This window comes from Streptomyces sp. NPDC014870, assembly GCF_043081505.1.
Taxonomy (GTDB): Bacteria; Actinomycetota; Actinomycetes; order Streptomycetales; family Streptomycetaceae; genus Streptomyces.
On record NZ_JBIBWQ010000008.1, the window covers coordinates 244,509 to 267,419 of the forward strand.

The 22,911-nt window shown below is 69.7% G+C and carries 20 protein-coding genes; 11 read left to right on the forward strand and 9 right to left on the reverse strand.

The window, feature by feature from the left end; all coding sequences use genetic code 11:
• Nucleotides 1-75: 75 nt before the first annotated feature.
• Entirely contained in the window at nucleotides 76-2,466 is a 2,391-nt protein-coding gene (gene pucD, locus ACF09C_RS23780) for a xanthine dehydrogenase subunit D (protein ID WP_392094042.1), read from the reverse strand.
• A 243-nt stretch (nucleotides 2,467-2,709) separates the two neighbouring features.
• On the opposite strand from pucD, the gene ACF09C_RS23785 reads away from it, so the two are divergent.
• The 8 genes from ACF09C_RS23785 (at nucleotide 2,710) to ACF09C_RS23820 (ending at nucleotide 11,833) form a co-directional block, all read left to right on the forward strand.
• Nucleotides 2,710-4,578, forward strand: a complete 1,869-nt coding sequence (locus ACF09C_RS23785; RefSeq protein ID WP_392094043.1) for a PucR family transcriptional regulator ligand-binding domain-containing protein — start codon at nucleotides 2,710-2,712, stop codon at nucleotides 4,576-4,578.
• Between the two features lie 86 nt (nucleotides 4,579-4,664).
• A complete protein-coding gene (locus tag ACF09C_RS23790) occupies nucleotides 4,665-5,321 on the forward strand; it encodes a hypothetical protein (RefSeq protein WP_392094045.1) in 657 nt (218 codons plus the stop codon).
• Nucleotides 5,318-5,899 (forward strand): Uma2 family endonuclease, encoded by a 582-nt coding sequence (locus ACF09C_RS23795; protein WP_392094047.1) that lies wholly within the window; start codon nucleotides 5,318-5,320, stop codon nucleotides 5,897-5,899. Before ACF09C_RS23790 ends, ACF09C_RS23795 begins: the two co-directional genes overlap by 4 nt.
• 576 nt (nucleotides 5,900-6,475) lie before the next feature.
• On the forward strand, nucleotides 6,476-7,309 hold the full coding sequence (locus tag ACF09C_RS23800) for an alpha/beta fold hydrolase (RefSeq protein ID WP_392094049.1): 834 nt from the start codon (nucleotides 6,476-6,478) through the stop codon (nucleotides 7,307-7,309).
• Nucleotides 7,310-7,328: 19 nt separating this feature from the next.
• Complete coding sequence (locus ACF09C_RS23805; protein ID WP_392094050.1) at nucleotides 7,329-8,234, forward strand: alpha/beta fold hydrolase; 906 nt, start codon at nucleotides 7,329-7,331, stop codon at nucleotides 8,232-8,234.
• Nucleotides 8,231-9,829, forward strand: coding sequence for an FAD-dependent oxidoreductase (locus ACF09C_RS23810; RefSeq protein ID WP_392094051.1), 1,599 nt, complete (start codon nucleotides 8,231-8,233; stop codon nucleotides 9,827-9,829). The genes ACF09C_RS23805 and ACF09C_RS23810 overlap by 4 nt, the downstream gene beginning before the upstream one ends.
• Nucleotides 9,826-11,151 (forward strand): amidohydrolase family protein, encoded by a 1,326-nt coding sequence (locus tag ACF09C_RS23815; protein WP_392094053.1) that lies wholly within the window; start codon nucleotides 9,826-9,828, stop codon nucleotides 11,149-11,151. The genes ACF09C_RS23810 and ACF09C_RS23815 overlap by 4 nt, the downstream gene beginning before the upstream one ends.
• A 127-nt stretch (nucleotides 11,152-11,278) precedes the next feature.
• On the forward strand, nucleotides 11,279-11,833 hold the full coding sequence (locus ACF09C_RS23820; RefSeq protein WP_392094054.1) for a TetR/AcrR family transcriptional regulator C-terminal domain-containing protein: 555 nt from the start codon (nucleotides 11,279-11,281) through the stop codon (nucleotides 11,831-11,833).
• A 68-nt stretch (nucleotides 11,834-11,901) separates the two neighbouring features.
• On the opposite strand, the gene ACF09C_RS23825 is transcribed toward ACF09C_RS23820, so the two are convergent.
• From ACF09C_RS23825 to ACF09C_RS23835, 3 genes are all read right to left on the reverse strand, one after another.
• Nucleotides 11,902-12,768 (reverse strand): alpha/beta hydrolase fold domain-containing protein, encoded by an 867-nt coding sequence (locus ACF09C_RS23825; protein WP_392094056.1) that lies wholly within the window; start codon nucleotides 12,766-12,768, stop codon nucleotides 11,902-11,904.
• Between the two features lie 200 nt (nucleotides 12,769-12,968).
• Nucleotides 12,969-13,586 carry a TetR/AcrR family transcriptional regulator gene (locus tag ACF09C_RS23830; protein WP_392094357.1) on the reverse strand — a complete coding sequence of 206 codons (618 nt, stop codon included), beginning with the start codon at nucleotides 13,584-13,586 and terminating at the stop codon, nucleotides 12,969-12,971.
• Nucleotides 13,587-13,799: 213 nt separating this feature from the next.
• A complete protein-coding gene (locus tag ACF09C_RS23835; protein ID WP_392094057.1) occupies nucleotides 13,800-14,747 on the reverse strand; it encodes a zinc-binding alcohol dehydrogenase family protein in 948 nt (315 codons plus the stop codon).
• 471 nt (nucleotides 14,748-15,218) lie between these two features.
• Between ACF09C_RS23835 and ACF09C_RS23840 the strand changes: the two genes are divergently transcribed.
• Nucleotides 15,219-16,607 (forward strand): hypothetical protein, encoded by a 1,389-nt coding sequence (locus ACF09C_RS23840; RefSeq protein WP_392094059.1) that lies wholly within the window; start codon nucleotides 15,219-15,221, stop codon nucleotides 16,605-16,607.
• 17 nt (nucleotides 16,608-16,624) lie between these two features.
• Here ACF09C_RS23840 and ACF09C_RS23845 read toward each other — a convergent pair whose 3' ends face one another.
• The 3 genes from ACF09C_RS23845 to ychF form a co-directional block, all read right to left on the reverse strand.
• Nucleotides 16,625-17,038, reverse strand: a complete 414-nt coding sequence (locus ACF09C_RS23845) for a DNA-binding protein (RefSeq protein WP_392094061.1) — start codon at nucleotides 17,036-17,038, stop codon at nucleotides 16,625-16,627.
• Nucleotides 17,020-17,304 carry a hypothetical protein gene (locus ACF09C_RS23850; RefSeq protein ID WP_392094063.1) on the reverse strand — a complete coding sequence of 95 codons (285 nt, stop codon included), beginning with the start codon at nucleotides 17,302-17,304 and terminating at the stop codon, nucleotides 17,020-17,022. The genes ACF09C_RS23845 and ACF09C_RS23850 overlap by 19 nt, the downstream gene beginning before the upstream one ends.
• Nucleotides 17,305-17,632: 328 nt before the next feature.
• Nucleotides 17,633-18,721, reverse strand: coding sequence for a redox-regulated ATPase YchF (gene ychF / locus ACF09C_RS23855; protein WP_392094065.1), 1,089 nt, complete (start codon nucleotides 18,719-18,721; stop codon nucleotides 17,633-17,635).
• A 401-nt stretch (nucleotides 18,722-19,122) separates the two neighbouring features.
• Between ychF and ACF09C_RS23860 the strand changes: the two genes are divergently transcribed.
• Nucleotides 19,123-19,641: a DUF6542 domain-containing protein gene (locus ACF09C_RS23860; protein ID WP_392094358.1), complete on the forward strand. Its 519-nt coding sequence runs from the start codon at nucleotides 19,123-19,125 to the stop codon at nucleotides 19,639-19,641.
• Between the two features lie 18 nt (nucleotides 19,642-19,659).
• On the opposite strand, the gene ppgK is transcribed toward ACF09C_RS23860, so the two are convergent.
• Together ppgK and ACF09C_RS23870 are read right to left on the reverse strand one after the other, a co-directional pair.
• Nucleotides 19,660-20,406: a polyphosphate--glucose phosphotransferase gene (gene ppgK, locus ACF09C_RS23865; RefSeq protein WP_392094067.1), complete on the reverse strand. Its 747-nt coding sequence runs from the start codon at nucleotides 20,404-20,406 to the stop codon at nucleotides 19,660-19,662.
• A gap of 44 nt (nucleotides 20,407-20,450) precedes the next feature.
• Nucleotides 20,451-21,455 carry a 4-hydroxy-3-methylbut-2-enyl diphosphate reductase gene (locus tag ACF09C_RS23870; protein ID WP_392094360.1) on the reverse strand — a complete coding sequence of 335 codons (1,005 nt, stop codon included), beginning with the start codon at nucleotides 21,453-21,455 and terminating at the stop codon, nucleotides 20,451-20,453.
• 85 nt (nucleotides 21,456-21,540) lie between these two features.
• Here ACF09C_RS23870 and ACF09C_RS23875 point away from each other — a divergent pair, with 85 nt between their 5' ends.
• A complete protein-coding gene (locus ACF09C_RS23875) occupies nucleotides 21,541-22,905 on the forward strand; it encodes an APC family permease (protein ID WP_392094069.1) in 1,365 nt (454 codons plus the stop codon).
• Nucleotides 22,906-22,911 lie beyond the last annotated feature (6 nt).

The following is a 22,911-nucleotide window of genomic DNA, read 5'->3' on the forward strand; positions in this document are numbered from 1 at the left end:
GGGGCGGGAAGCGCGGACCCCCTGTGCCTCAGACCCCCTGTGCCTCAGAGCCCTGGGGCTCAGACCCCCTGTGCCTCAGAGCCCCAGCAGGTGTTCCGGCCTGACCGGTGTCTTCGTGAGCTCCAGGCCCGTCGCGTTCCGGATCGCGGCCACGACGGCCGGGGTGGACGACAGGGTCGGTGCCTCGCCGATGCCGCGGACTCCGTACGGCGCGTTGGGGTCGGCCAGTTCGAGGTAGTCGACCGGGATCGTCGGCGTGTCGAGGATCGTCGGAAGCAGGTAGTCCGTGAACGAAGGGTTGCGCACCTTCGCCGTCTTCGGGTCCACGATGATCTCCTCCATCACCGCGACGCCCAGGCCCTGGACCGTACCGCCCTGGATCTGGCCGACCACCGACAGCGGGTTGAGCGCCTTGCCGACGTCCTGGGCGCAGGCGAGTTCGACGACCTTGACCAGGCCTAGCTCGGTGTCGACCTCGACCACGGCGCGGTGCGCGGCGAACGAGTACTGGACGTGTCCGTCGCCCTGCCCGGTGACCAGGTCGAAGGGCTGGGTGGGGCGGTGCCGCCACTCCGCCTCGATCTCCACGACCTCGTCCTCCAGGACGTCCGCGAGGGTGGCCAGGACCTCGCCGCGGTCGGTGACGACCTTGCCGCCCTCGAGCAGCAGCCCGTCCGCGGCCCACTCCGGCACGTAGGCGCCGAACTTGCGCCGGCCGAGCTCGATCACCCGCTCGCGTACGAGCCCGCAGGAGTTCTTGACGGACCCGCCGGTCATGTACGTCTGCCGGGCCGCCGAGGTCGAACCGGCCGATCCCACCTGGGTGTCGGCGGGGTGGATGGTGACCTGCTGGACGCCGAGCTCCGTGCGGGCGATCTGCGCGTGGATGGTGACACCGCCCTGGCCGACCTCCGCCATGGCCGTGTGGACCATGGCGACGGGCTCGCCGTTGATGACCTGCAGTCGTACCTTCGCGGTCGAGTAGTCGTCGAACCCCTCGGAGAAGCCGACGTTCTTGACGCCGACGGCGTAGCCGACACCGCGGACGATGCCCTCTCCGTGGGTGGTGTTCGACAGACCGCCCGGCAGCGCGCGGACATCGGCCTCGCCGTCGGCGACCTCCCACTGGTGCCCGGGCGGCAGCGGGCGGTCCTTGACCATGCGCAGCAGTTCGGCGACCGGGGCCGGGGAGTCCACGACCTGGCCGGTCGGCATGATCGTGCCCTGCTCCATGGCGTTGATCTGCCGCAACTCCACCGGGTCCATGCCGAGCTTGGCCGCGAGCCTGTCCATCTGCGCCTCGTACGCGAAGCACGCCTGGACCGCGCCGAAGCCGCGCATCGCGCCGCACGGCGGGTTGTTCGTGTAGAGGCCGACCGCCTCGATCTCGACGTCGTCGACGACGTACGGGCCGGCCGAGAGGGAGGCCGCGTTGCCGACGACCGAGGCCGTGGAGGACGCGTACGCGCCGCCGTCGAGCACGATCCTGCACCTCATGTGCGTGAGCTTGCCGTCCTTGGTGGCGCCGTGCTCGTACCAGAGCTTCGCGGGGTGGCGGTGGACGTGGCCGAAGAAGGACTCGTAGCGGTTGTAGACCATCTTGACCGGCTTGCCGGTGCGCAGCGCGAGGACGGAGGCCAGGATCTGCATCGAGATGTCCTCGCGGCCGCCGAACGCGCCGCCGACGCCCGCCATCGTCATCCGGACCTTCTCCTCGGGCAGCCCGAGGACGGGGGCGATCTGCTTGAGGTCCGAGTGCAGCCACTGCGTGGCCACGTAGAGGTCGACACCGCCGTCCTCGGTGGGCACGGCGAGACCGGACTCGGGGCCGAGGAAGGCCTGGTCCTGCATGCCGAAGACGTACTCGCCCTCGACGATCACGTCGGCGCGCTTGCAGGCCTCTTCCACGTTGCCGCGGATGATCGGCTGGCGGTGCACGATGTTCGGGTGCGGAACGTGGCCGGCGTGGTGGTCGTCGCGGTTCTCGTGGACGAGCGGCGCGTCGGGGGCGAGGGCGGAGGCCTCGTCCGTGACGACGGGCAGCTCCCTGTACTCGATCCTGATCTTCGCGGCGGCCCGGCGCGCGGTCTCCGGGTGATCGGCGGCCACCAGGGCGACCGGCTCGCCGTGGTGCCGGACCTTGCCGTGGGCGAGGACCGGGGTGTCGTTGAACTCCATGCCGTAGTACTTCATCGGGGCGGGCAGGTCGTCGTACGTGAGGACGGCGTACACGCCCGACATCGCCAGCGCCTCGGCGGTGTCGATGTACAGGATCTCGGCGTGCGCGACGGTCGAGCGGAGCGTCTGGCCCCAGAGCATGTCCTCGTGCCACATGTCCGAGGAGTACGCGAACTCACCGGTCACCTTCAGGGTGCCGTCGGGGCGGAGCGTGGACTCGCCGATGCCGCCCTTGGTCCGGGAACCCTGGGTGACGTCGGTGGGAGCACCGGTAGGGACACCAGCCATGATCAGACCGCCTCTTCTTGATGTCTCGCTGTTCGTGCGCGCTGTTCCTGGCGGAGACGCGACCCCCGTGCGCGGCGCGCTGCGCAGAAGTAGACAGCGGGGCGGCGGGCCGGAGGCAGTCACCGATCGCTCAGAAGAGCCTGCGCGGCCGACTGTGGACAACAGTGCGTTCCACTCGTCTCACGCCGCTGAACTGCACTGATTCCCCGCCATCTCACGACGGACCGTGCGAAGCTGCTGATCATGCACCTACGGCTACGCGAACTCCTGGACGTCGACGAACTGGGGCTGTGCCTGGTCGTGGGGGCCGGCGGCGTGGAAAGGGCCGGGGAGGGGGACGGGGACACGGGGGATGTCGACACCAGCACCAGCACCGGCACCGGCACGGACACCGCGAGCGGCACTGGCAATGGCACCGACACCGGCAGCGGGCCGCTCGACCGCGGCGTGACCGCTGTTCCGACCATCGACCTGGCCGACCCCGGCCGGTTCCTCAGCGGCGGCGAGCTGGTCCTCACCGGACTCGCCTGGTGGCACGGGGACGGAGACGCGGACGAGTACGTACGGGTCCTGGTCGGGGCAGGCGTGGCGGCGCTGGCCGCCGGGGAGGTCGAGCACGGGGGCGTCCCGGACGACCTCGTCCGCGCCTGCCGCCGGTACGGCCTCCCGCTCTTCGCCGTGCGGCCGGAGACCTCGTTCGCCACGATCACCGAGTACGTCCTGCGCCGCCTCCGCCGCCTCCGGGGCCAGGACTTCGACGGCCTCGCCGCCCTGGTCGAACGCCACCGGCAGCTCCTCGCCGACGAGGACGCCCCTGGCTCGGGCCTCGAGCTCCTGCGTCACGGCCTCGGCCTCGACCTGCGCGTCCTGTCGCCGACGGGCCGCCAGATCGCGGGCGTCCAGCCCCCGCTGCGCCGCAGGACGGCGGCGGCTCTGGCAGCGCGCTACCTGGCGGCGCGCCGAGCGCGGCAGGAGGCTCCGTACCGGTTCACGGTGGGGAAGGGCCGCTACCTGCTCTCGCCGGTACGTTCCTCCGCCGCCGGAAGCCCGGCCTCGGAGCTGGGCGACTGGCTCCTGGTCACGACGGCGGCCCCGGCACCCGGACCGCCTCCCGCCACGGCACCCCGACCGACGTCGGCCACGGCACCCGGGCCGACCCCAGACCCGGCACCCCGACCGACTCCAACCACGACACACGGGCCGACTCCGACCCCGACACCCCAGCCCACACCGAACACCGAACTCCTCCTCCGAGCAGTCGAGTTGGTCACCGACGCGCGGGCGGCGCACGAGCGGTCGAAGGCGGCCCTCCACGACCTGGCCGTCCGGCTTCTGGACCTGATGCGCCGTCGGATCCCGCCGGAGGAGATCCCGGTCCGGCTGCGCAGCACCGCGCAGGGCGTGGTCAGCCAGGTCGACACATGGCCGCGCTGCCAGTTCGTGGTGGCCGAGGGCACATGGCACGAGGGCCGGCCCATCCCGGCCGAGGCACTCCGCGTACTCCTGGAGGAGGCCCTGCTCCAGCCGAACGGCCCGGTCCAGGTCACACCACAGGACATCGCCTCCACCACCGAGGCCGACCAGGCGGTCCTGCTCGCCCTGGTCCCCACGGACTCCCTCGACCTGCCGGCCCTCCAGCGCCGACTCGCCACGGCGCTGTCCCGCTGGCTGGGCCCGACGGACAGCGTCTCGATCGGAGCGGGCACTCCGGTGGCGGAGCCCGGCAACGCCCAACGCACCCTGGACGAGGCCCGTACGGCGCTACGCGTCGCCCAGGACGGCCCGGAACGCGTGACCGTGCACGGCCCCGACGACCTCACCGAGCACGTCCTGTCGCTCCTCCCCCTCATCCCGCCCGCGACCCGTCAGGCCTTCGCCTCCCGCCTCCTGACCCCCCTCCGCGACCACGACCGCCGCCACCGCACCGACCTCCTGACCACCCTGGAGACCTTCCTGGCCTGCGACGCCTCCTGGACCACCTGCGCGGCCCGACTCCACCTGCACGTGAACTCCCTGCGCCACCGCATCACCCGCATCGAAGAGATCACGGGCCGCGACCTGACCCGCCTGGAAACCAAACTGGACTTCCTGGCGGCCCTGAAGTCGCTCTGACGGTGGGTGGGCGGGCGCTCGATGCGTGACCGACTGTCATGGGGCAGGCGCTCCGGACTGTCAGTGGGACCTGCTTCCCTTGCACCATGAGCACCGTGCGCGAGACCGCCGCCCTTCTGCCGGACCCCGACCGGCTCCGCGCCCATCTGCGCGCACTGGCGGTCCTGGACTCGACGATCGCCGGTGATCCGCGGTTCTGCACCTACACCTACGACGCCGACTGGGGTCCGGGCGTGGAGGCGGGCCTGATGGACAACGGCTCGGGCGACGATTTCTCCGTCCTCTTCACCCCGGCCGGCGTGCTCATACGCGGCTTCGACCACGAGTCGGAGATGAGCCCGTACGGGACGGACGACGCGCAGGTCTGGCCCGGTGTCATCGACGACGTACCCGAGGCACTGCGCCCGCTCCTGGACGAGCCCTCGTTCTTCGACGAGGGAATCGACGTCCCTGGCGTCACGGCCTGCCTGTGGCGGGAACCCGGCGACACCGCATGGCAGACCGGCGCAGCCATCCTCTTCCCCGCCGACCGCGAGGATCCGGACGGCTCCGGCTTCCTCTTCCACCTCCTGACCGACCGCTCACCGGAGGCCGCCCAGGCCCACTTCGAGGACTACTACGAGCGCTCCATCCCCCTGGAAGCCATCCGCCACGTACTCGCCGGGCACCCACTCACCCCCGCGATCACCACCGCCCTGAATCCGGCGACCGAGGTGACCGCAGCCGCTACGGTGAAGCCATGACCGCACTGCCCGACTGGATGCGCCCGCCGCGCGCGGAAGGCTGGTTCGCGGAGGACCTCGACCGCCTCCCCGAGGCACCCCGCCACACCGAGTTGATCGACGGATCCCTCGTCTTCATGATGTCGCCCCAGCGGGCCTGGCACGGCCGCCTCGTCACAGCCTTGACCACCACTCTCATGGCGCAGGCGCCGGCCGGCTTCGAGGTCGAGCGCGAGATGACGATCCGCCTGGATGCACGCAACCGTCCTGAGCCGGACCTCTTGCTGACAAACCTCCCCTATGACCCCGACCGCACCTGGTACGGCCCGGAGGCCGTGAAGCTCGTCGTCGAGGTCGTCTCCCCCGAGTCCGCCCATCGCGATCGCACCGTAAAGCTCCGCAAGTACGCGGAGGCCGGCATCCCGCACTACTGGTGCATCGAGGACGTGGACGGAGCACCCGTCGTCCACGTCTACGAACTCGACGAACCCACCGGCGCCTATGCCCCCGCCGGCATCTTCCGGGGCACTCTCGAGCGCCCGGTGCCCTTCGACATCAACCTGGACCTCGACAAGCTCACACCACCCCGAAGCAGCTGAAAAGCCGGCACCACGTCAGCACGTGAATGCAGAAGGGGTCGGACTCACTGGAGCCCGACCCCTTCTGGCCTGCACGTTCAACGAATCGACGAGACGAGCCAACGTGAAGCAACGAGCCGACTACACGTTGAAGCGGAACTACCCCACAACGCTCTGACCTGCGGAAATATGGGCGCATCCCAGCACCATCCCAGCACGGGATGCGCGACAAAGTACAAGAAGACCGAAGGTCGCCAACCTACCCGGCAGCACCCGCACGCGCCTGAAGTCCGAGGAACTTCTACGCACGCCACATCGGGCTCGCGCCACCGCGTCGAACCTCGCAGGGCGGCACAGCGTCCGCGCTCACTCACGGCCTTCCAGGCCGCCGACGGCCAGCTCCGCCGCCTGGCCACCGTCCAAAATGCACGTCCAGACCTCGGGGCCCGCGCGAGCGTCCACAGATCCCGCACACCCGGCGGACGACCGGCAGCGCGGCGCACCAACTGATCCATCTCTCCGCTCAAGAGCACCGCGGTCGTAACACGCGGGGGCTTCCTCTTGACACGACCCCTTATCGGTAACAGTGTAGCCATTATGAGTACCTGGTCTGAGCCCCAGCCCGACTCCCGGTTCGTCGAGGTGGACGGCCTGCGGATCCACTACAAGCGTGCTGGGCACGGCCCGGCACTCGTGCTGCTGCACGGCAGTGCCTCATCCCTGCAGCACTTCGACCGCGCGACGGATCTGCTGTCGGATTCGTTCGATGTCATCCGTCCCGACCTGCCGGCGTTCGGGCTGACGGGCCCGCGCACGGACCGCGACTACCGCGTCCCGGCGTACGCCGCGACGATGGCGGGCTTCGCGGAGGCGCTGGGCGTGCCGCGCTACGCGTTGGCCGGCAATTCCCTGGGCGGCAACATCGCCTGGAACGTCGCGCTGGATCATCCGGAGCGGCTGACCGGCCTGGTGCTGGTCAATGCCACCGGCTACCCGGAGAAGACGGTGCCCGCGGGGATGCGCCTGACCCGCAACCCGCTGGTGCGGCCCCTGCTGAGGCGGGTGATGCCGCGCGGGGCGATCGAGCGCAACCTGCGCGAGGCCGTCGGGCCGCATTCGCAGATCGTGGACGACGCCATGGTGGACCGCGCCTACCAGCTCATGAGCCGCCCCGGTAACCGCTCGGCCTTCGTCGACTTCTGCAACACCGACCAGCCTGACCGCAGCGCGCAGATCCCCTGCATCACGGTGCCCACGCTGGTGCTGCGCAGCGCGAGCATCGACGGTCAGTACTTCACCCGCGACATCCCCGGCGCCCAGGAACTCGTCCACCCCCACGGCGGACATCTGCTGCCGGAGGAGGAACCGCAGTGGGTCGCGGACGCGATCGCGAAGTTCCTCGGCTCCTGCGCCGATACCCCCACGCACTGAGGGCAAGGAGGCCCGTTCCATGAAGTACTTCGTCGCCTCGGGCGAGGACCGCAAGCTCACCGCCGACTCGCGGGGAGCGCTGCGCGGCAGTTTCGTCGAGCTGTCCGACGGCGTCACCCACTACGAGTTGACGGGGCCCGAGGACGGGGATGTGGTCCTGATGGCGGGCGGTCTGACCATCCCGCTGTTCTACTGGGACGGCCTCGTCAGCGAGCTGCACGCCCGCGGGCTGCGCACGCTGACCTGCAGTGCCTACGGCCGCGGCTACTCCGACCGGGTACAGGCGCGATACGACGAGACGCTGTTCACGCGGCAGCTGGCCGAGCTGACGGACCGGCTCGGCCTGACGGCGCGGCCCCTGCACCTGGTCGGTACGTCCATGGGCGCGCTGGTCAGCATGACGTACGCCGCCCAGTACCCCGCGTCCGTCTCCACCCTCACCATCGTCGGGCCCGCCGGTCTCGCGAAACCGCAGTTGACCTCCCCCGACCGGCTGCTGCGCAACGACCGGCTGGCCGGCCTCATCGCCCGGCGGCGCGGCCCGCAGATCCTTCAAGGACACCTTGGACACAACGTCCGCGACCCCGAGCTCGGCGCGAAGATGACCGAGATGGTCCTCGACACCTTCCGCTTCGAGGGCTCGCTCTACGCGATCTTCGACACCCTGCAGCACCTTCCTTTCACCGGCCGTGACGACCTCTTCCGGCAGGCGGGGGCCCTGGGCATTCCGACGCTGCTGCTGTGGGGCGACGAGGACAACGTCACGCCACTGACGCACTTCGACACAGCGCGCGCCCTGCTGAAGCCCCATCACCATCATGTCATTACCAAATGCGGGCATATGGCCCCATTCGAACGGCCTCGCGACGTCGCCGATCAGCTCGTCCCGTTCGTGTCCGCACGCACCGAAAGGCTCGACTCATGAACAACCCGCAGGCCATCGACGTACTGATCATCGGTGCCGGCCCCTCGGGCTCCGCCTTGGCGATCGACCTCGTACGCCGCGGACTCGACGTCCGGATCATCGACAGGTCCCCCCACGCTTTCGACGGCTCGCGCGCCAAGGGCATCCAGCCCCGCAGCCTCGAAGTCCTCGAGGACCTCGGCGCTCTCGACGACGTGCTGGCCGGCGGCGGCGACTATCCCAAGCTCGGGCTGCATGCAGGACCCATCGGTGTGCCGTGGAAGATGTTCCCCCACAAAGAGGTAACCCCGGACGTCCCGTACCCGAACACCTGGCTGATCCCGCAGTTCCGCACGGACCGCGCCCTGCACGCCCGGCTCAGTGAGCTCGGCCACGAGGTCGAGTTCGGCAAGGAACTGACCGAGCTGACGCAGAACGAGGACACGGTGGTCGCCACGGTGGTGGGCCCGGACGGGATCGAGGAGATCGTCACCCGCTATGCCGTGGGAGCCGACGGCGGCTCCAGTGCGGTGCGCAAGCAGCTCGACATCGGTTTCGTGGGGACGACGGACGAATCCGACCGCATGCTGATCGTGGATGCCTCCGTCAGCGGCCTGGCCCGCAACCGGTGGCACATGTGGCCCGGCCTCGGCGGCAAGCTCATCGCCGCCTGCCCGCTGCCCCACAGCGACATGTTCCAGTGGATGATCCGGCTCACGCCCGACGAGAAGCCGCCCCAGGAGATCGGCGCCCTCATCGACCGGATCCACTCCCACACCCGCAACCGGCGCATCCAGCTGCACGAGATCCACTGGACGTCCGTGTTCCGGCCCAACATCCGTCTTGCGGAGCACTACGGCCGCGGACGTGTCTTCCTCGTCGGCGACGCGGCGCACGTCCACACCCCGGCCGGTGCGCAGGGCCTGAACACCGGTATGCAGGACGGCTACAACCTCGGCTGGAAGCTCGGCCAGGTCCTCGCCGGAGCCGACCCGGCCCTCCTTGCCACCTACGAGGCCGAGCGGCAGCCGATCGCCGCCGGGGTCCTGGGCCTGTCCACGGAGAAGTGGGGCGGCATCGCCAAGCTGGACCCCTCCAGCATGAAGCGCGGCAAGGACGAGCAGCAGCTCTCCCTGACCTACTACGGCGGCCCGCTCGCCCCCGCCGACGGCGACAGTAGCGACACCAGCACGCTGCACGTGGGCGACCGCGCCCCGGACGCCCGACTGCTCGGCGCCGACGGCGCCGAGATCCGCCTGTTCAGCCTCTTCCAGGGACCGCACTTCACCGCCATCGCCTACGGTCCCGGCGCCGCCCGGGACCTCGAACTCCTCGACTGGCCGACGACGGGCGCCCAACTGAAGCGGCTGACCGTTGGATCGGCCGCGGGCGACGGCCGCGCCTTCTCCGACCCCAGGAACACGCTGCGCAGTGCCTACGGCCTGACCGGCGACACGCTGCTGCTGATCCGTCCCGACGGCTACATCGGGCACATCGCCACTCAGGGTTTCCTCACCACCACACAAGCCGCGGTGCAGGCAATGACGCCGCAGGCAAGGAGCCGCACCATGTCCCAGCCGAGCCACACCTCCTCCGGTTCGGGGGCCACTGAATGAGCCGCACACTGCTGCGCGGGGCACAGGTCATCACGATGACGCCGGACCGGCCGGACGCCGAGCAGGTCGACATCCTCGTCGACGGCGACACCATCGCCGCCGTCGGCGAGGACATCGAGGCGCCCGACGCCGAAGTCGTCGACTTCTCCGGCCGCATCCTCATCCCCGGCCTGGTCAACGCCCATCTGCACACCTGGCAGACCGCGCTGCGCTCTGCGGGCGCCGACTGGACGCTGATGCAGTACCTCACCCACCTGCACGGCAAGTGCGTCGGGCACTACACCCCGGCCGACATGCACATCGGCAATCTCGCCGGCGCCCTGAACCAGCTCAACTGCGGTACGACCACCGTGGGCGACTGGTGCCACAACGCCCTGTCGCCCGAGCACGCCGACGCAGCCGTCGAGGGCTTGGCCCAGGCCGGGATCCGGGCCGCCTTCCTGCACGGCACGCCCTACCGCTCCCCGGACACACCCCACCCGCTCGCCGAGATCGACCGGCTGCTCGACGGCCCCGTCCGCAGCCACGCCCTCCTCACCCTGGGCATGGCCCTCCAGGGGCCGCAGTACTCCTCCGCCGAGACCGCGGTGGCCGACTTCCAGGCCGGCGCGGAACGCGGCCTCGTCGTCTCGATGCACCAGAGCGGCGGAGAACCCTCACCCGGCTGGGAAGCCGTGCGCGACGCCGGACTGTTGAGCCCCCTGACCAACGTCGCGCACGGAGTTGACCTGCCCGCGGACTGGCTGAAGACACTGGTCGAGGCGGGCGTCACCTTCACCACCACCCCAGAGAACGAACTGGGCCAGGGACACGGCACACCCATCACCGGATCCCTGCTGAGCCTGCACGCGGCACCCTCCCTGGGCACCGACATCGAAACCGCCGTACCCGGATCGGTCCTCACCGCCGCACGGATCGCCCTGGCCCACCAGCGCAGCCTGGACCACGCCCACCACCGGCACACGACCGGCATGCACGCCGACACACCGTCCGTCACCAGCAAACAGGCGCTTGCCTGGGCCACGGTCGAAGGAGCGAAGGCACTGGGCCTGGCGGACAAGGTGGGCCGGATCGAGGCGGGCATGCAGGCCGACCTGGTCGCCGTCGACGCCCGGGCGCTCAATCTGTGGCCGGCGCACGACCCGGTCGCCACGGTCCTGCACGCCGACATCGCCAACATCGAAGCCGTAATGGTCGCCGGTACCTGGCGCAAACGCGATCACGTCCTGCTCGCATCCGGCCTCGACGAGGTCAAGGACCAGCTACGCGAGTCCGGAGAACGGCTGCTGCACAGCATCAGGCCCGCGGACTCTCCCGCCTGACACACCGCGGGCGGCCCCACGCATGAACCGCGCGCCGACGCGCACGACACCCCGTCCTCGTCGGCGTGACGGCCACGCGCCCCCAGAGCCGCACACCGCGGCCTCGTTCCCACAGCAAGAAGGTCCCGTGAGCAGCCCCATGCCGACTACCGCGGGCATGCCCCGCGACGCCCTGCACCAGGAGCAGATCACCCAGGCGGCCATCGCCCTTCTGGACGAGGGCGGCATCGAGAGTCTCATCATGCGAAGACTCGGCAGCCGTCTCGGCATCACCGCGGCGGCACTCTACTGGCACGTCAAGAGCCGACACGATCTGCTCCTGCTGGCCGCCGACACCGTCTGGGGGCAGACACCTCTCCCCGCTCTCGACGGCCTCGAATGGCGTCCGGCCCTCCTGGTCATGGCCGACAACCTGCGTTCGATGCTGCTCAGGCACCCCTGGCTGCTGGCCGCCATGACCATCCAGCCGCTCGACGGCCCGGCCAGGGACCGCCATGACGAGCACCTGCTCGCGGTCTGCGAGGCGTCCGGCCTCACCAGGCGGGAGGCCGAGCGCGCCGCCCAGAGCGTCGTCACGTTCGCGATCGGGGCCGCCCTGGCAGGCACCCCTCGCCCGTATGTGTCCTTCGGACTGCAGTCACTTCTCGATGGCGTCGAAGCCAGGCTTGCCGCCCGTACCTGACCCGCCACAGCAGAAGAGGCAGACGCTCGGCTCGACCGCCTGCCTCTGAGGATCGCCTCTCAACCTGCTCAGGAGGCTGCGGACCGCACGATGGCGCGGGCCGCAGCACGCCCCTCGGGAGCGGGAACGAGCGGGTAGGCATGGACCGCACCGTCGCACACGATGACATTCACGGACGCCCCTTCCGCGGCAGCCCGTTCCTCCAGGCGCCGGACGTCCGGGTAGCACAAGTCGCGCGTGCCGATGTAGACGTCGATGGGTGCCAGGGGGGCGAGCGGGCCATTGACGGGACTGAGCCGGGGTTGGGCGGGGTCGTCCCCGCCGGCCCAGTCACGTGCAGCCGCGAGCAGGCTGCTGGTGGTGAGGAACGGATCTCGGGCTTCGACCTCGGGAATCGCGGGGTTGGTCAGAGTCAGATCAAGCCAGGGGGAGATCAGTACTACACGGGCCGGCTGGGGCAGACCCGAGCCGACCAGGCTCTGCGCCACGCCCAGAGCCAAGCCCGCGCCGGCGGAGTCGCCCATGATCGTGACCTGGCCGGCGTCCAGGTCGCCGAGCAGGTCGCGGTAGACGGCAGTGACGAAGGGATAGGCGTCACGGTAGGTGTACTTCGGCGCCAGCCCGTAGTGGGCCACCTCGACTCGTACACCGGCGTCCACGAGCTGCGAGATCAACTGCCAGTGCCGGGGCGAGAGGTGTCTGATGTAGGCGCCGCCGTGCAGATAGAGGACCGTTCGCTCCGCGCGGCACCCGCGCGGACTGACGGTGTGGCATTCGTAACCGTCGATGCGGCGCGAGTTCACGTCGTGCCGCTGTACCAGGTTGGCGGGCGGACGAGGTGCCTCCTTCGACGCGGCCACGGGGTCCGGGGCCGCCTTGCCTTTGAGGGCCAATCGCATGAACGCGGCGACTACGTGCATCTGGGGACTGCTCATGTCCGGCTCTCCTTCTTGGCACCGCGATGCGGTCCGCTTCACCAACCACCATAACGGTTACGTCGTTTCCGTTATTGCGCTGGGCTGAGCCGCCGCCGGCCTTGCGAGATCACGCGCTCACCAGCAGCGGTGGCAACACCCCGTGCCGACCGAGATGACTTCGGAGCCGGGCCGCCTCAGGTTCGCAGCGTCCTGCCCGGTCAGGCGTCGTCGCGCAGGTGGGCAAGCCCGTTGAGAAGAAGGTCGAGGCCGAAGGAGAACTCCTCTTCGAGCGGAACGGGCAACGACCCGGCGACGGTGACCGTGGCCGGGAACAAGGCCGGATCTGCACTCTCAAAGACGGCGGACACGTGCGCGTCGTCGAGTTGCCCACCGCCATGCCCGTTGACCTGTATGGCGAATCCGAGGACGTAGCGGGCGAGGGTGGCATAGGCATGCGCGGCCAGTCGCGGCGCGAAGCCGCTGTCGAGCAGCACCGCGACACAGTGCTCCCGCAGCGCCATCGCGTTCGGCCCCAGGGGAATCTCTTCGACCATGAGGCGCGCCGCGTTCCGGTGCCGGGCCAGGGCCTCGAACATGGTGTGCGCGACCGTCCGCAGCGCTTGCTGCCAGCCCATCGCGAGGAGTTCGTCGCCCTTCAGTTCCACGGCGCCGAACATGCGGTCCACGACATGGGCGACCAGCGCTGCCCGGTTGTCGAAATGCCGGTACAGGGTCGCCGTGCCCGAGCCCAAGCGCTGGGCCAGAGTCCGCATCGAGAGAGCGTCGGCCCCTTCGTCGTCCACGATCTGCAGCGCGGTGGAGACGATGCGCTCCAGCGGTACGGGCGGACGCCCCGGGCCCCGACCCGATGCCGTGGTCGCCCGCGTAGGACCATGTGCTGCCACTGAACGTCCACCTCCTCGGCCAGCACCATAACAACAACACCGTATCCACTATGGAAATCACCGGTTGCCCACAACGAGCGACTACCCCGGCTCCAGCCGGGGCGGTCACGACGGAGGCAGACGAACCGGGCAGGATGCGGCCGGTTAGCCGGCGGTCAGGACGGCGCGAGGTCCAGGCCCGGCGTTCCAGGCGTCGGTGCACTGCTCCAGCGGGTAGGTGGTGGCGTCCACGGTGATCTTTCCGTCCGCGAGGACCTGGAGGTAGGCCATGCCCTGGACGAGATAGCGGTCAATCGGGAAGGAGCCGATGCCGCTGCCGGACAGCCGGAACGGGCGGCTGCGCAGAAGGGACGCGGGTACAGCAGCGCCCTCTCCGGCCACGGAGCCGATCTCGATATAGTCGGTGGGTGCCGCGCCGGGGATGCTGTGCAGGGCCTCGAAGGCCGATTCGGCGGGCGTGCCCCACAAATAGTCGAGCACCAGCTCGGGACTGCGGCCGTCCAAGGCGGCAGCGATCGCCTTCGTATCCTGGGTCTTGTCGCCGGTCAGCTCGACGGGCTCGGCTCCCATGCTGGCGACTCGCACCAGGTCCGCGGCGCCCCTGCCGACGCCGATGATCCTCTGCACGCCCAGGGCACGGGCATTCTGTACGGCGAGTCCGCCGGCGGCGCCGGTCGGACCGAGGATCAGCACGGTGCCGGGCAGGCCACGCTCGTCCACGTGTGCGGTCAGCGGCATCCACGAGGACATCCCGGGGTTCATGGCCGCGGCAACCGTGACCGGGTCGGCACCCGGCGGCAGCGGAGCCGCCATCGGGACAGCCATCCGCTCGGCGAAGGTGCCCCACGGCAGCCGGGCCTCGCCGGCATAGACGAGCGTGCCGTCCGCTTTCCGGGCCACGGCGTCCACGCCCGGGACCATCGGGTACTGATCGGCGCTGCTGTAGTGCACACCGTCGGCCTTGGCTCGCACGACCGGGTGGATCGCGGCGGCCACGAGCTCGACGACCTCGAATCCGGGCGCGGACTCCGGGTCAGGGAAATCCTGGTACTGGGGGGCGGCGCCCGCCTGGGGCACAACTGCCGCTTTCATCTGACCTCCTCGGCGCGAAGCACAGGGCGCCGTGCGGCACACCTGATTACGGATACACTGTAACCATATTTGCGCCAGGTTCGCACCTTAGACGATCGATTCAGGCATTTAGTACGCCCTGCTGGGGCTGCCCCATCCCGCCCCGCTCGCGCTTGCTCCCGGACACACTCAACTCTGGAACGGCGACGCTGTATCAACACCTCGACAGCAAGGACGAGAGCGTCACCTGGTCCCGGCACTGATCGCCCAGGTGCCTGTCGGTCCACATCGCGATGTGCGTTCACTCAGGCCCCGATCAACGACTCCGAACCCAAGCCGTTTCCGATCAACACCGAGAACTTGCCTCGCCCTTGGCGCGACTTCCAGTACCTCTCATCCGAAGGGGGGGTCCTGTCAGCTGCCCCGAATTCCCGCAGGGGCAGCGGGCATTGGGTTCCAGGGCAGCGCACCCAGGGAACGGCAGGAGGCTACATGGACCAGGCTCTCAATGAGCGGCAGCAGGCTGTGCTCGCCTGGGTAGGCCGGGGGTGTCCCGACGGAGTCTGGCCGGACAGCACGTACAAGACCAGCGCACAGGCCCTGCAGAACCGGGGGCTCATCAAAATCACCAAACGCCGCGGCCATTGGAGCGCCCACCTCACCGAGAAGGGGCGGCAGCATCTCGTCGAACGCGGCATACGCCCCGTTGAGCAGAGCACCCGTCCGCCGGAACGCCCCGCCCGAAAGCCGGCACTGCCGCGTCCCAGAGCTGTGCCGAAGGCCCGCACGAACTACGCGGACCAACTCCTCGAAGAACTGGCCGCGAACGATGGCTGCCTCATCAAGTCCATCGAATCCGGCCCACACGCGGTGAATTGGGCGTCACGCGTCAACGCCGCCCGCAAGTCCGGCAAGATCCCCCACACGCAGGAACTCCACGGCTACCGCACCCACCGCGGCTACGAAATCAAGCTGGTCGACATCCCTGCCTGGCGCCTCGCCGAACTCACCCCGCTCCCCGTACCGGCCAGACTCACGAAACCCCATGCCGTCGTGGCCGCCCTCCAAAAGCAGCCGCAGCCCATGGGCCTGACCAAACCCCTCCAGGGCCGAGCCCTGCGCATCATCCACACCCTCATCACCGCCACCGAAGCACAAGGCCACAAGGCAGCGCTCGGAACCACACAAGGCGCACCCCCGCCCCATCGGCGGCGCAAGGCGCCACCGCACTTCACCATCACCGCCCAAGGCGAAAGTGTCGGCTTCCTCGTCCTTCAAGAACAGGACCGCAGCGAACACGTCCCCACGGACAAAGAACTCGCCGACGCCAAGAAGCACTCATGGATGCGCATCCCCCGCTTCGACTACACCCCCTCCAACCGCCTGCGCTTCATTCTCCGCGGCGGCAGCCCGCACCGCGCCAGCGAATGGATCGACCTCCCCGACCGGCCTCTGGAAGAACAACTCGCCGAGATCGCGCAAGAGATCGGCCTCCGCGGCGAAGCTGCAGAACGCAAACGCCTCGCAGACCAGAAAGCCAGAGAGCTACAGCAAAAGCGCTGGGAAACCGCCATGCAGGAAGCCCGCGCCGCTTACGCCCACGCCTACCGCGTCAAACACCTCGGAGAACAGGCAGACGCCTGGCACCAGGCCAGCCAACTGACCGAATACATCGCAGCAGTACGCAACCACGTCACATCACTGCCGCCCGGGCAGGAACGAACCGAGATCGAGGCGTGGCTGGCGTTCGCGGACGCGCACCTCCAAATCCTCACCGAATCGGTCTCAGCGCCGAAACTGCCCACGCCGCCGAAGCCCAGCAGCGACGACCTCAAGCCCTTCCTCGGCCACTGGAGCCCCTACGGGCCTCGCTCCTACTGAGCGGGACCAGGGGGAATTCACACCGCCACGAGCCGGACGCGCTCGCCGCACAGCTTGGCCATGTCGTCAATATCGGAAGTCAGCATGACCACAGGGCGGTGCTGTCGCAGCGCGGCCTCGGCAACAGCCGCATCGATCGCGTACTTGTGTCCGTGCAACCCGGCATTCATCAACAACTTCGAGGCCGCCCTCGCCTCCTCGTCACCGACCGGGACGACCCGCAGCCCGGAAAGCACCCAGTTCAGGCGGGACTTGTTCGTACGGGCGTGGACGGCTTCGATGATGGTGAGCGCGCTGATCACGACCTCCATGCCGCGCGACCGCGCCTCAGCGACCAGCGCAACCACCTGCTCATCATCGGCGAGCACCTTCGAGAGCCCTTCGCTGTCGAGGACCAACGTGCCCTCATGACTCAGCCTGCGGCGGGCCACTCACCCTCCTCAGCGAACACCTCATCGAAGACCTGCCGCGCCCGCTGACGAGCCTGCTCGGAAACCGGCCCCTTGCGGCTCTCATAGTCCGCCAAGTACTCGTCCAGGATCTGCCCGCGCAGCTCGCGCTCGACCGCCTCGGCGATGAACGCGGAGAACTCCCGCTTCCCCACCCGCGCCCGGATCGCCTCCGCCGTCCCCTCCGGCAGCGACAGGCTCACCCGCGTCGCCGGGCCTTCCCCGATGCCGTACGTCGTCTCACCCATAGCCCCGAGTGTGTCAAACGAGTAGGAAAAGCGCCACGGATCGAATCCGCACGGGCCCCGGAGTCGTGAAGAAGTCGTGCGGATAGAGCTCCACCCGCCTACCTGTCGCATCGGGCGATCGCTGCCCAAAACCCAGCACGGGCTCCTCATCCCATCCCAGCACGATCCCAGCACGGTACGGATGACCAGGGATGACGACAGGTGACGAGGGGTCAGCTATCCCAGCACCATCCCAGCACGGGAAAAAGCTAAGGGCCCGACCCCGAAGAGCCGGACCCTCTCTGACCTGCATGTTTGCCAGATCAGCGACGTGGTGATACGTCAGCCGCTACACGTTGAAGCGGAACTCCACGACGTCGCCGTCCTGCATCACGTACTCCTTGCCCTCCATGCGGGCCTTGCCGGCCGCGCGGGCCTCGGCTACCGAGCCCGTGTCGACGAGGTCGGCGAAGGAGATGACCTCGGCCTTGATGAAGCCCTTCTGGAAGTCCGTGTGGATCACGCCGGCCGCCTCCGGGGCCGTGGCGCCCTTCTTGATCGTCCAGGCGCGGGATTCCTTCGGGCCGGCCGTCAGGTAGGTCTGGAGGCCGAGGGTGTCGAAGCCGACGCGGGCGAGGCTCGCCAGGCCCGGCTCCTCCGCGCCGACCGACTGGAGGAGCTCCATGGCGTCCTCCTCGTCCAGTTCGGCGAGGTCCTGCTCCAGCTTGGCGTTGAGGAAGATCGCCTCCGCCGGGGCCACGAGCGCGCGCTGCTCGTCCTTGAACGAGTCGTCCGTCAGCTCGTCCTCGTCCACATTGAAGACGTAGAGGAACGGCTTCGTCGTGAGCAGGTGCAGGTCGTGGAGGAGCTCCGCCTTGTCCGAGCCCTGCACGATGCCCTGCGAGAAGAGCGTGTCGCCGCGCTCCAGGATCTCCTTCGCCGCCTCGACCGCCGCGACCTTCGGGGCCACGTCCTTCTTGATCCGGGCCTCCTTCGCCAGGCGCGGGAGGACCTTCTCGATCGTCTGGAGGTCCGCGAGGATCAGCTCGGTGTTGATCGTCTCGATGTCGTCCTTCGGCGAGACCTTGCCGTCGACGTGCACGACGTTCTCGTCCTTGAAGGCGCGGATGACCTGGCAGATCGCGTCCGACTCACGGATGTTCGCCAGGAACTTGTTGCCCAGGCCCTCACCCTCGCTCGCGCCGCGGACGATGCCCGCGATGTCCACGAAGTCGACCGTCGCCGGCAGGACCCGCTGCGAGCTGAAGATCTCCGCCAGCTTCGTCAGGCGGGCGTCCGGAACGCCCACCACGCCGACGTTCGGCTCGATCGTGGCGAACGGGTAGTTGGCCGCCAGGACGTCGTTCTTGGTCAGGGCGTTGAACAGGGTCGACTTGCCGACATTCGGCAGACCGACGATTCCGATCGTGAGCGACACGGTGGCGACCTTCTGGAGTACGGATACGGTGCGGCGGGGTGGGGCGATCCCCCAGTTTACGGGGGGTTCGAACCGGCCTGCGACGCCGACCTTCGGCCGTTCTCGACGGCAACGTCACCCAAAGGGCGTGTCCTGGGCCGCTCCCCCACCCCCTCCCGACCTACGTTGGTGTAGTGGAGCAGCACAGGACAAGTCAGCCTCAAGGCCGCCGGCGGCCGCAAAACCCCCTCACGCCGCCCGGCGCGCTCGTCGAGGGCGCCGCCGTCTATCGCGTCGCCGCGCGCCCCGGCCGCGGCCGAGTCGAGCGGGCGACGCCGTCCGGGCAGCAGCCCGTACCCGTCACCGTTCCCGTACGACGACCGGCGGCGCCGGTCGCGCCCTTCGTCCTCGCCCTCCGCCGGTTGCCCAACCCCCGGCTGACCGGCCTCGGCGCGGGGCTGTTCGCCTCCGCCACCATGCTGGTCCTGGGCTTCCTCGACCTGCTGCTCCTCGACGGCTCGCCCCTCGTCTACGGGCTGCTGTTCCTGCCGGTCAGCGCCCTGACCGCGCTCTGGGTGCGCACCGCCGACCTCGTGACGGCCCCGATCAGCGTGCCCATCGCCTTCGCCGTCGGCGTCGTGCCCATCGCCGGCGGCTCCGGCGGCTTCGGCGGGCAGGCCATGGCCGTCGTCACCGCCCTCGCCGTCCAGGCCGGGTGGCTCTACGGCGGCACCCTCGTCGCCGGTCTCATCACCAGCGTCCGCAAGGTACGCGACATGGGGCGCCGCCAGCGCGCCGCCGCCAACCGCGGGGTCAGGAACGGGTCCGGTGGGGCTGGCGGGCACGGCGGTCGTTCCGGTGGTTCCGGTGGTTCCGGTGTCGTGGCCAAGAGCGCCCCTCCGCACGGCGCGCCCCAGGCCGTCCGGCGGCCCGCACCGTAGCGGGCCGCCACCGCCCCCCTACCCCCGCGGCGCCGCCGCCATCGCCGCGCCCACGATCCCCGCGTTGTTCTGCAGCTCGGCCGGCACGATCTCCGCCCTGATGCCCTCGATCAGCGGCAGGAACTTGTCCGCCTTCCGGCTCACTCCGCCGCCGATGATGAACAGCTCCGGCGAGAACAGCATCTCCACGTGCGCCAGGTACTTCTGCAGCCGTCGCGTCGCCCAGTGCTCCCAGCTGAGGTCCTCGTCCTCCTTGGCCTTCGTCGACGCCCGCTTCTCCGCGTCGTGGCCCTTCAGCTCCAGGTGGCCCAGCTCCGTGTTCGGGACGAGCCTGCCGTCCACGAACAGCGCCGAGCCGATGCCCGTACCGAGCGTCAGCAGGATCACCGTGCCCTCGCGGCCCCGGCCCGCGCCGAAGGTCAGCTCGGCGATCCCGGCCGCGTCCGCGTCGTTCAGGACCGTCACCGGCAGACCGCCGAGCCGGTCGCTCAGCAGCTTGCCCGCGTCGACGCCGATCCAGCCCTTGTCGACGTTGGCCGCCGTGCGGATCGTCGAGCCGGTGACCACGCCGGGGAAGGTCACGCCCACCGGGCCCGTCCAGCCGAAGTTCTCCACGACCTCGACGACGCATCCCGCCACACCGTCGGGCGTGGCGGGATGCGGGGTCAGTACCTTGTGGCGGGGGTCGGCCAGCTCGCCGCGCTCCAGGTCCACGGGAGCGCCCTTGATGCCCGAGCCGCCGATGTCCACTCCGAAGACGTTCATGAACCCACGGTAAGGGCTCGAGCGCGGAGTGACTCCTCGACGTACTACTCCTTGATCAGCTCCGCCGCCTCGGCACGCAGGTCCTTGTTGCGGAGCTCCTTCGGCAGCGAGAAGGTCAGCGACTCGTCGGCCGTCTTGACGATCTCGACGTCCACGTAACCGCGCTCGGAGAGCCACTCGAGGACTTCCTGCACCAGGACGTCCGGCACGGACGCGCCCGACGACAGGCCCACCGAGGTGACGCCCTCCAGCCAGGCCTCGTCGATCTCGCTCGCGAAGTCCACCAGGTACGCGGCCGGTACGCCGGCCTGCTTGGCGACCTCGACCATACGGATCGAGTTCGAGGAGTTCTTCGAGCCGACGACGATCACGAGCTCGGCCTCGCCGGCCAGCTCCTTGATGGCCAGCTGCCGGTTCTGCGTGGCGTAGCAGATGTCGTCGGACGGCGGGGAGATGAGGTTCGGGAACTTCTCCTTCAGCGCGTCCACCGTCTCCATCGTCTCGTCGACGGAGAGCGTGGTCTGCGACAGCCAGACGACCCGGTCCGGGTCGCGGACCTCGACCTTGGCGACGTCCGCGGGGCCGTCCACCAGCTGGATGTGGTCCGGGGCCTCGCCGGAGGTGCCGATGACCTCCTCGTGGCCCTCGTGGCCGATCAGGAGGATGTCGAAGTCCTCCTTGGCGAACCGGACCGCCTCCTTGTGCACCTTGGTGACCAGCGGACAGGTCGCGTCGATGGTCTTGAGGCGGCCCTGCCGGGCCTCCTCGTGCACGGTCGGGGCCACGCCGTGCGCCGAGAACATCACGATGTTGCCCGCCGGGACCTCGGTCGCCTGGTCGACGAAGATCGCGCCCTTCCGCTCCAGCGTCTGGACGACGTACTTGTTGTGCACGATCTCGTGGCGCACGTAGATCGGCGCGCCGTACTGCTCCAGGGCCTTCTCCACGGCGATCACGGCACGGTCCACGCCCGCGCAGTAGCCGCGGGGAGCGGCGAGGAGGACACGCTTCGGGCGGTTGGTCGCGGGCGTCGCAGTCATGCGTCCCATCGTACGGCCGGGGAAGAGGGCCTCCCGTTCCGGTACGACCGCGTCGGTACGGGACGTGATCCGTACCGTGGCCGAGACTTGGCCCATGGCCGAGGAAGCGCAGGCGGAGTCAGAGTCACAGGTGGCGGCGCACACCGGACTGCGGCGGACCCTGGGGTTCCGCGACCTTGTCGTCTACGGGCTGCTCTTCATCGCGCCCATGGCCCCCGTGGGGGTCTACGGCACCCTGGACGCGAAGTCGCACGGCGCGGTGGCACTGGTGTACGTGGTGGCCACGGTCGCGATGGCGTTCACGGCCTTCAGTTACGCCCAGATGGTGCGGGTCGCCCCGTTCGCGGGCTCCGTCTTCACGTACGCCAGGAAGGGGCTCGGCGAGGGGCCGGGGTTCATCGCCGGGTGGATGGCGATGCTCGACTACCTCCTGATCCCGGCCGTCGCGTACCTCTTCGCGGGCATCGCGATGGAGGCGCTGGTCCCGGAGGTGGACCAGTGGGTGTGGACGGCGATCGCGGTGGTCGTCACGACCCTGCTCAACCTGTGGGGCGTACGGGCCGCGGCGCGCGTGGGCTTCGCGGTGCTCGCGATGGAGATCGTGGTGCTGCTGGTCTTCGTCGTGTCGGCGATCGTCGTCCTCGCCCGGGACGGGGCCCGGCGCGACTGGTGGTCGCCGCTGACCGGTGACGGGACCTTCTCGACCGCGGCCGTGGTGGGCGCGGTGTCGGTGGCCGTGCTGTCGTACCTCGGCTTCGACGCCATCGCCTCCTTCGCGGAGGAGGTCACCGGCGGCTCGGAGAAGGTGGCCCGGGCGGTGCTGTTCTGCCTGGTGCTGGCCGGTGCGCTCTTCGTGGCCCAGACCTACCTCGTCGCGCTCCTCGAACCCCTGTCGTCCAGCGAGCTCGCGGCCGATCCCGGGAAGCAGGGCTCCGCCTTCTACGACGCCGTGGACGTGTCGGTGGGGACCTGGCTGCACGACCTGGTGGCGGTCTCCAAGGCGATCGGGGCCGCGTTCGCCGCGCTCGCGGGGCAGGCGGCGGCCGGCCGGCTGCTCTTCGCCATGGGGCGGGAACGGCGGCTGCCCCGCCTGCTGGCCCGCACGGACTCGGGGGTGCCCCGGGTGGCGCTGCTGATCGCGGCCACGGTGACGATGGTCGCGGCCGTGTGGGCGGCCCAGCGGGACGACGGCCTCGACCACCTGGTCTCGGTGGTCGACGTCGGCGCGCTGACGGCCTTCGTGCTGCTGCACGCGAGCGTGGTGGGGTGGTTCGCGGTACGCCGGATGGAGGGGCCGCCGCACTGGCTGCGGCACGTGGTGATGCCGGTGGTCGGCGCGATCATCCTGATCGCGGTGATCGTCGAGGCGTCGGCGGCGGCGCAGGTGGTGGGCGTGATCTGGCTGGCCGTGGGGCTCGTGGTGCTGGGCGTGCAGGGGACGTCGCGGCGGAGCGCCTGACCGCAC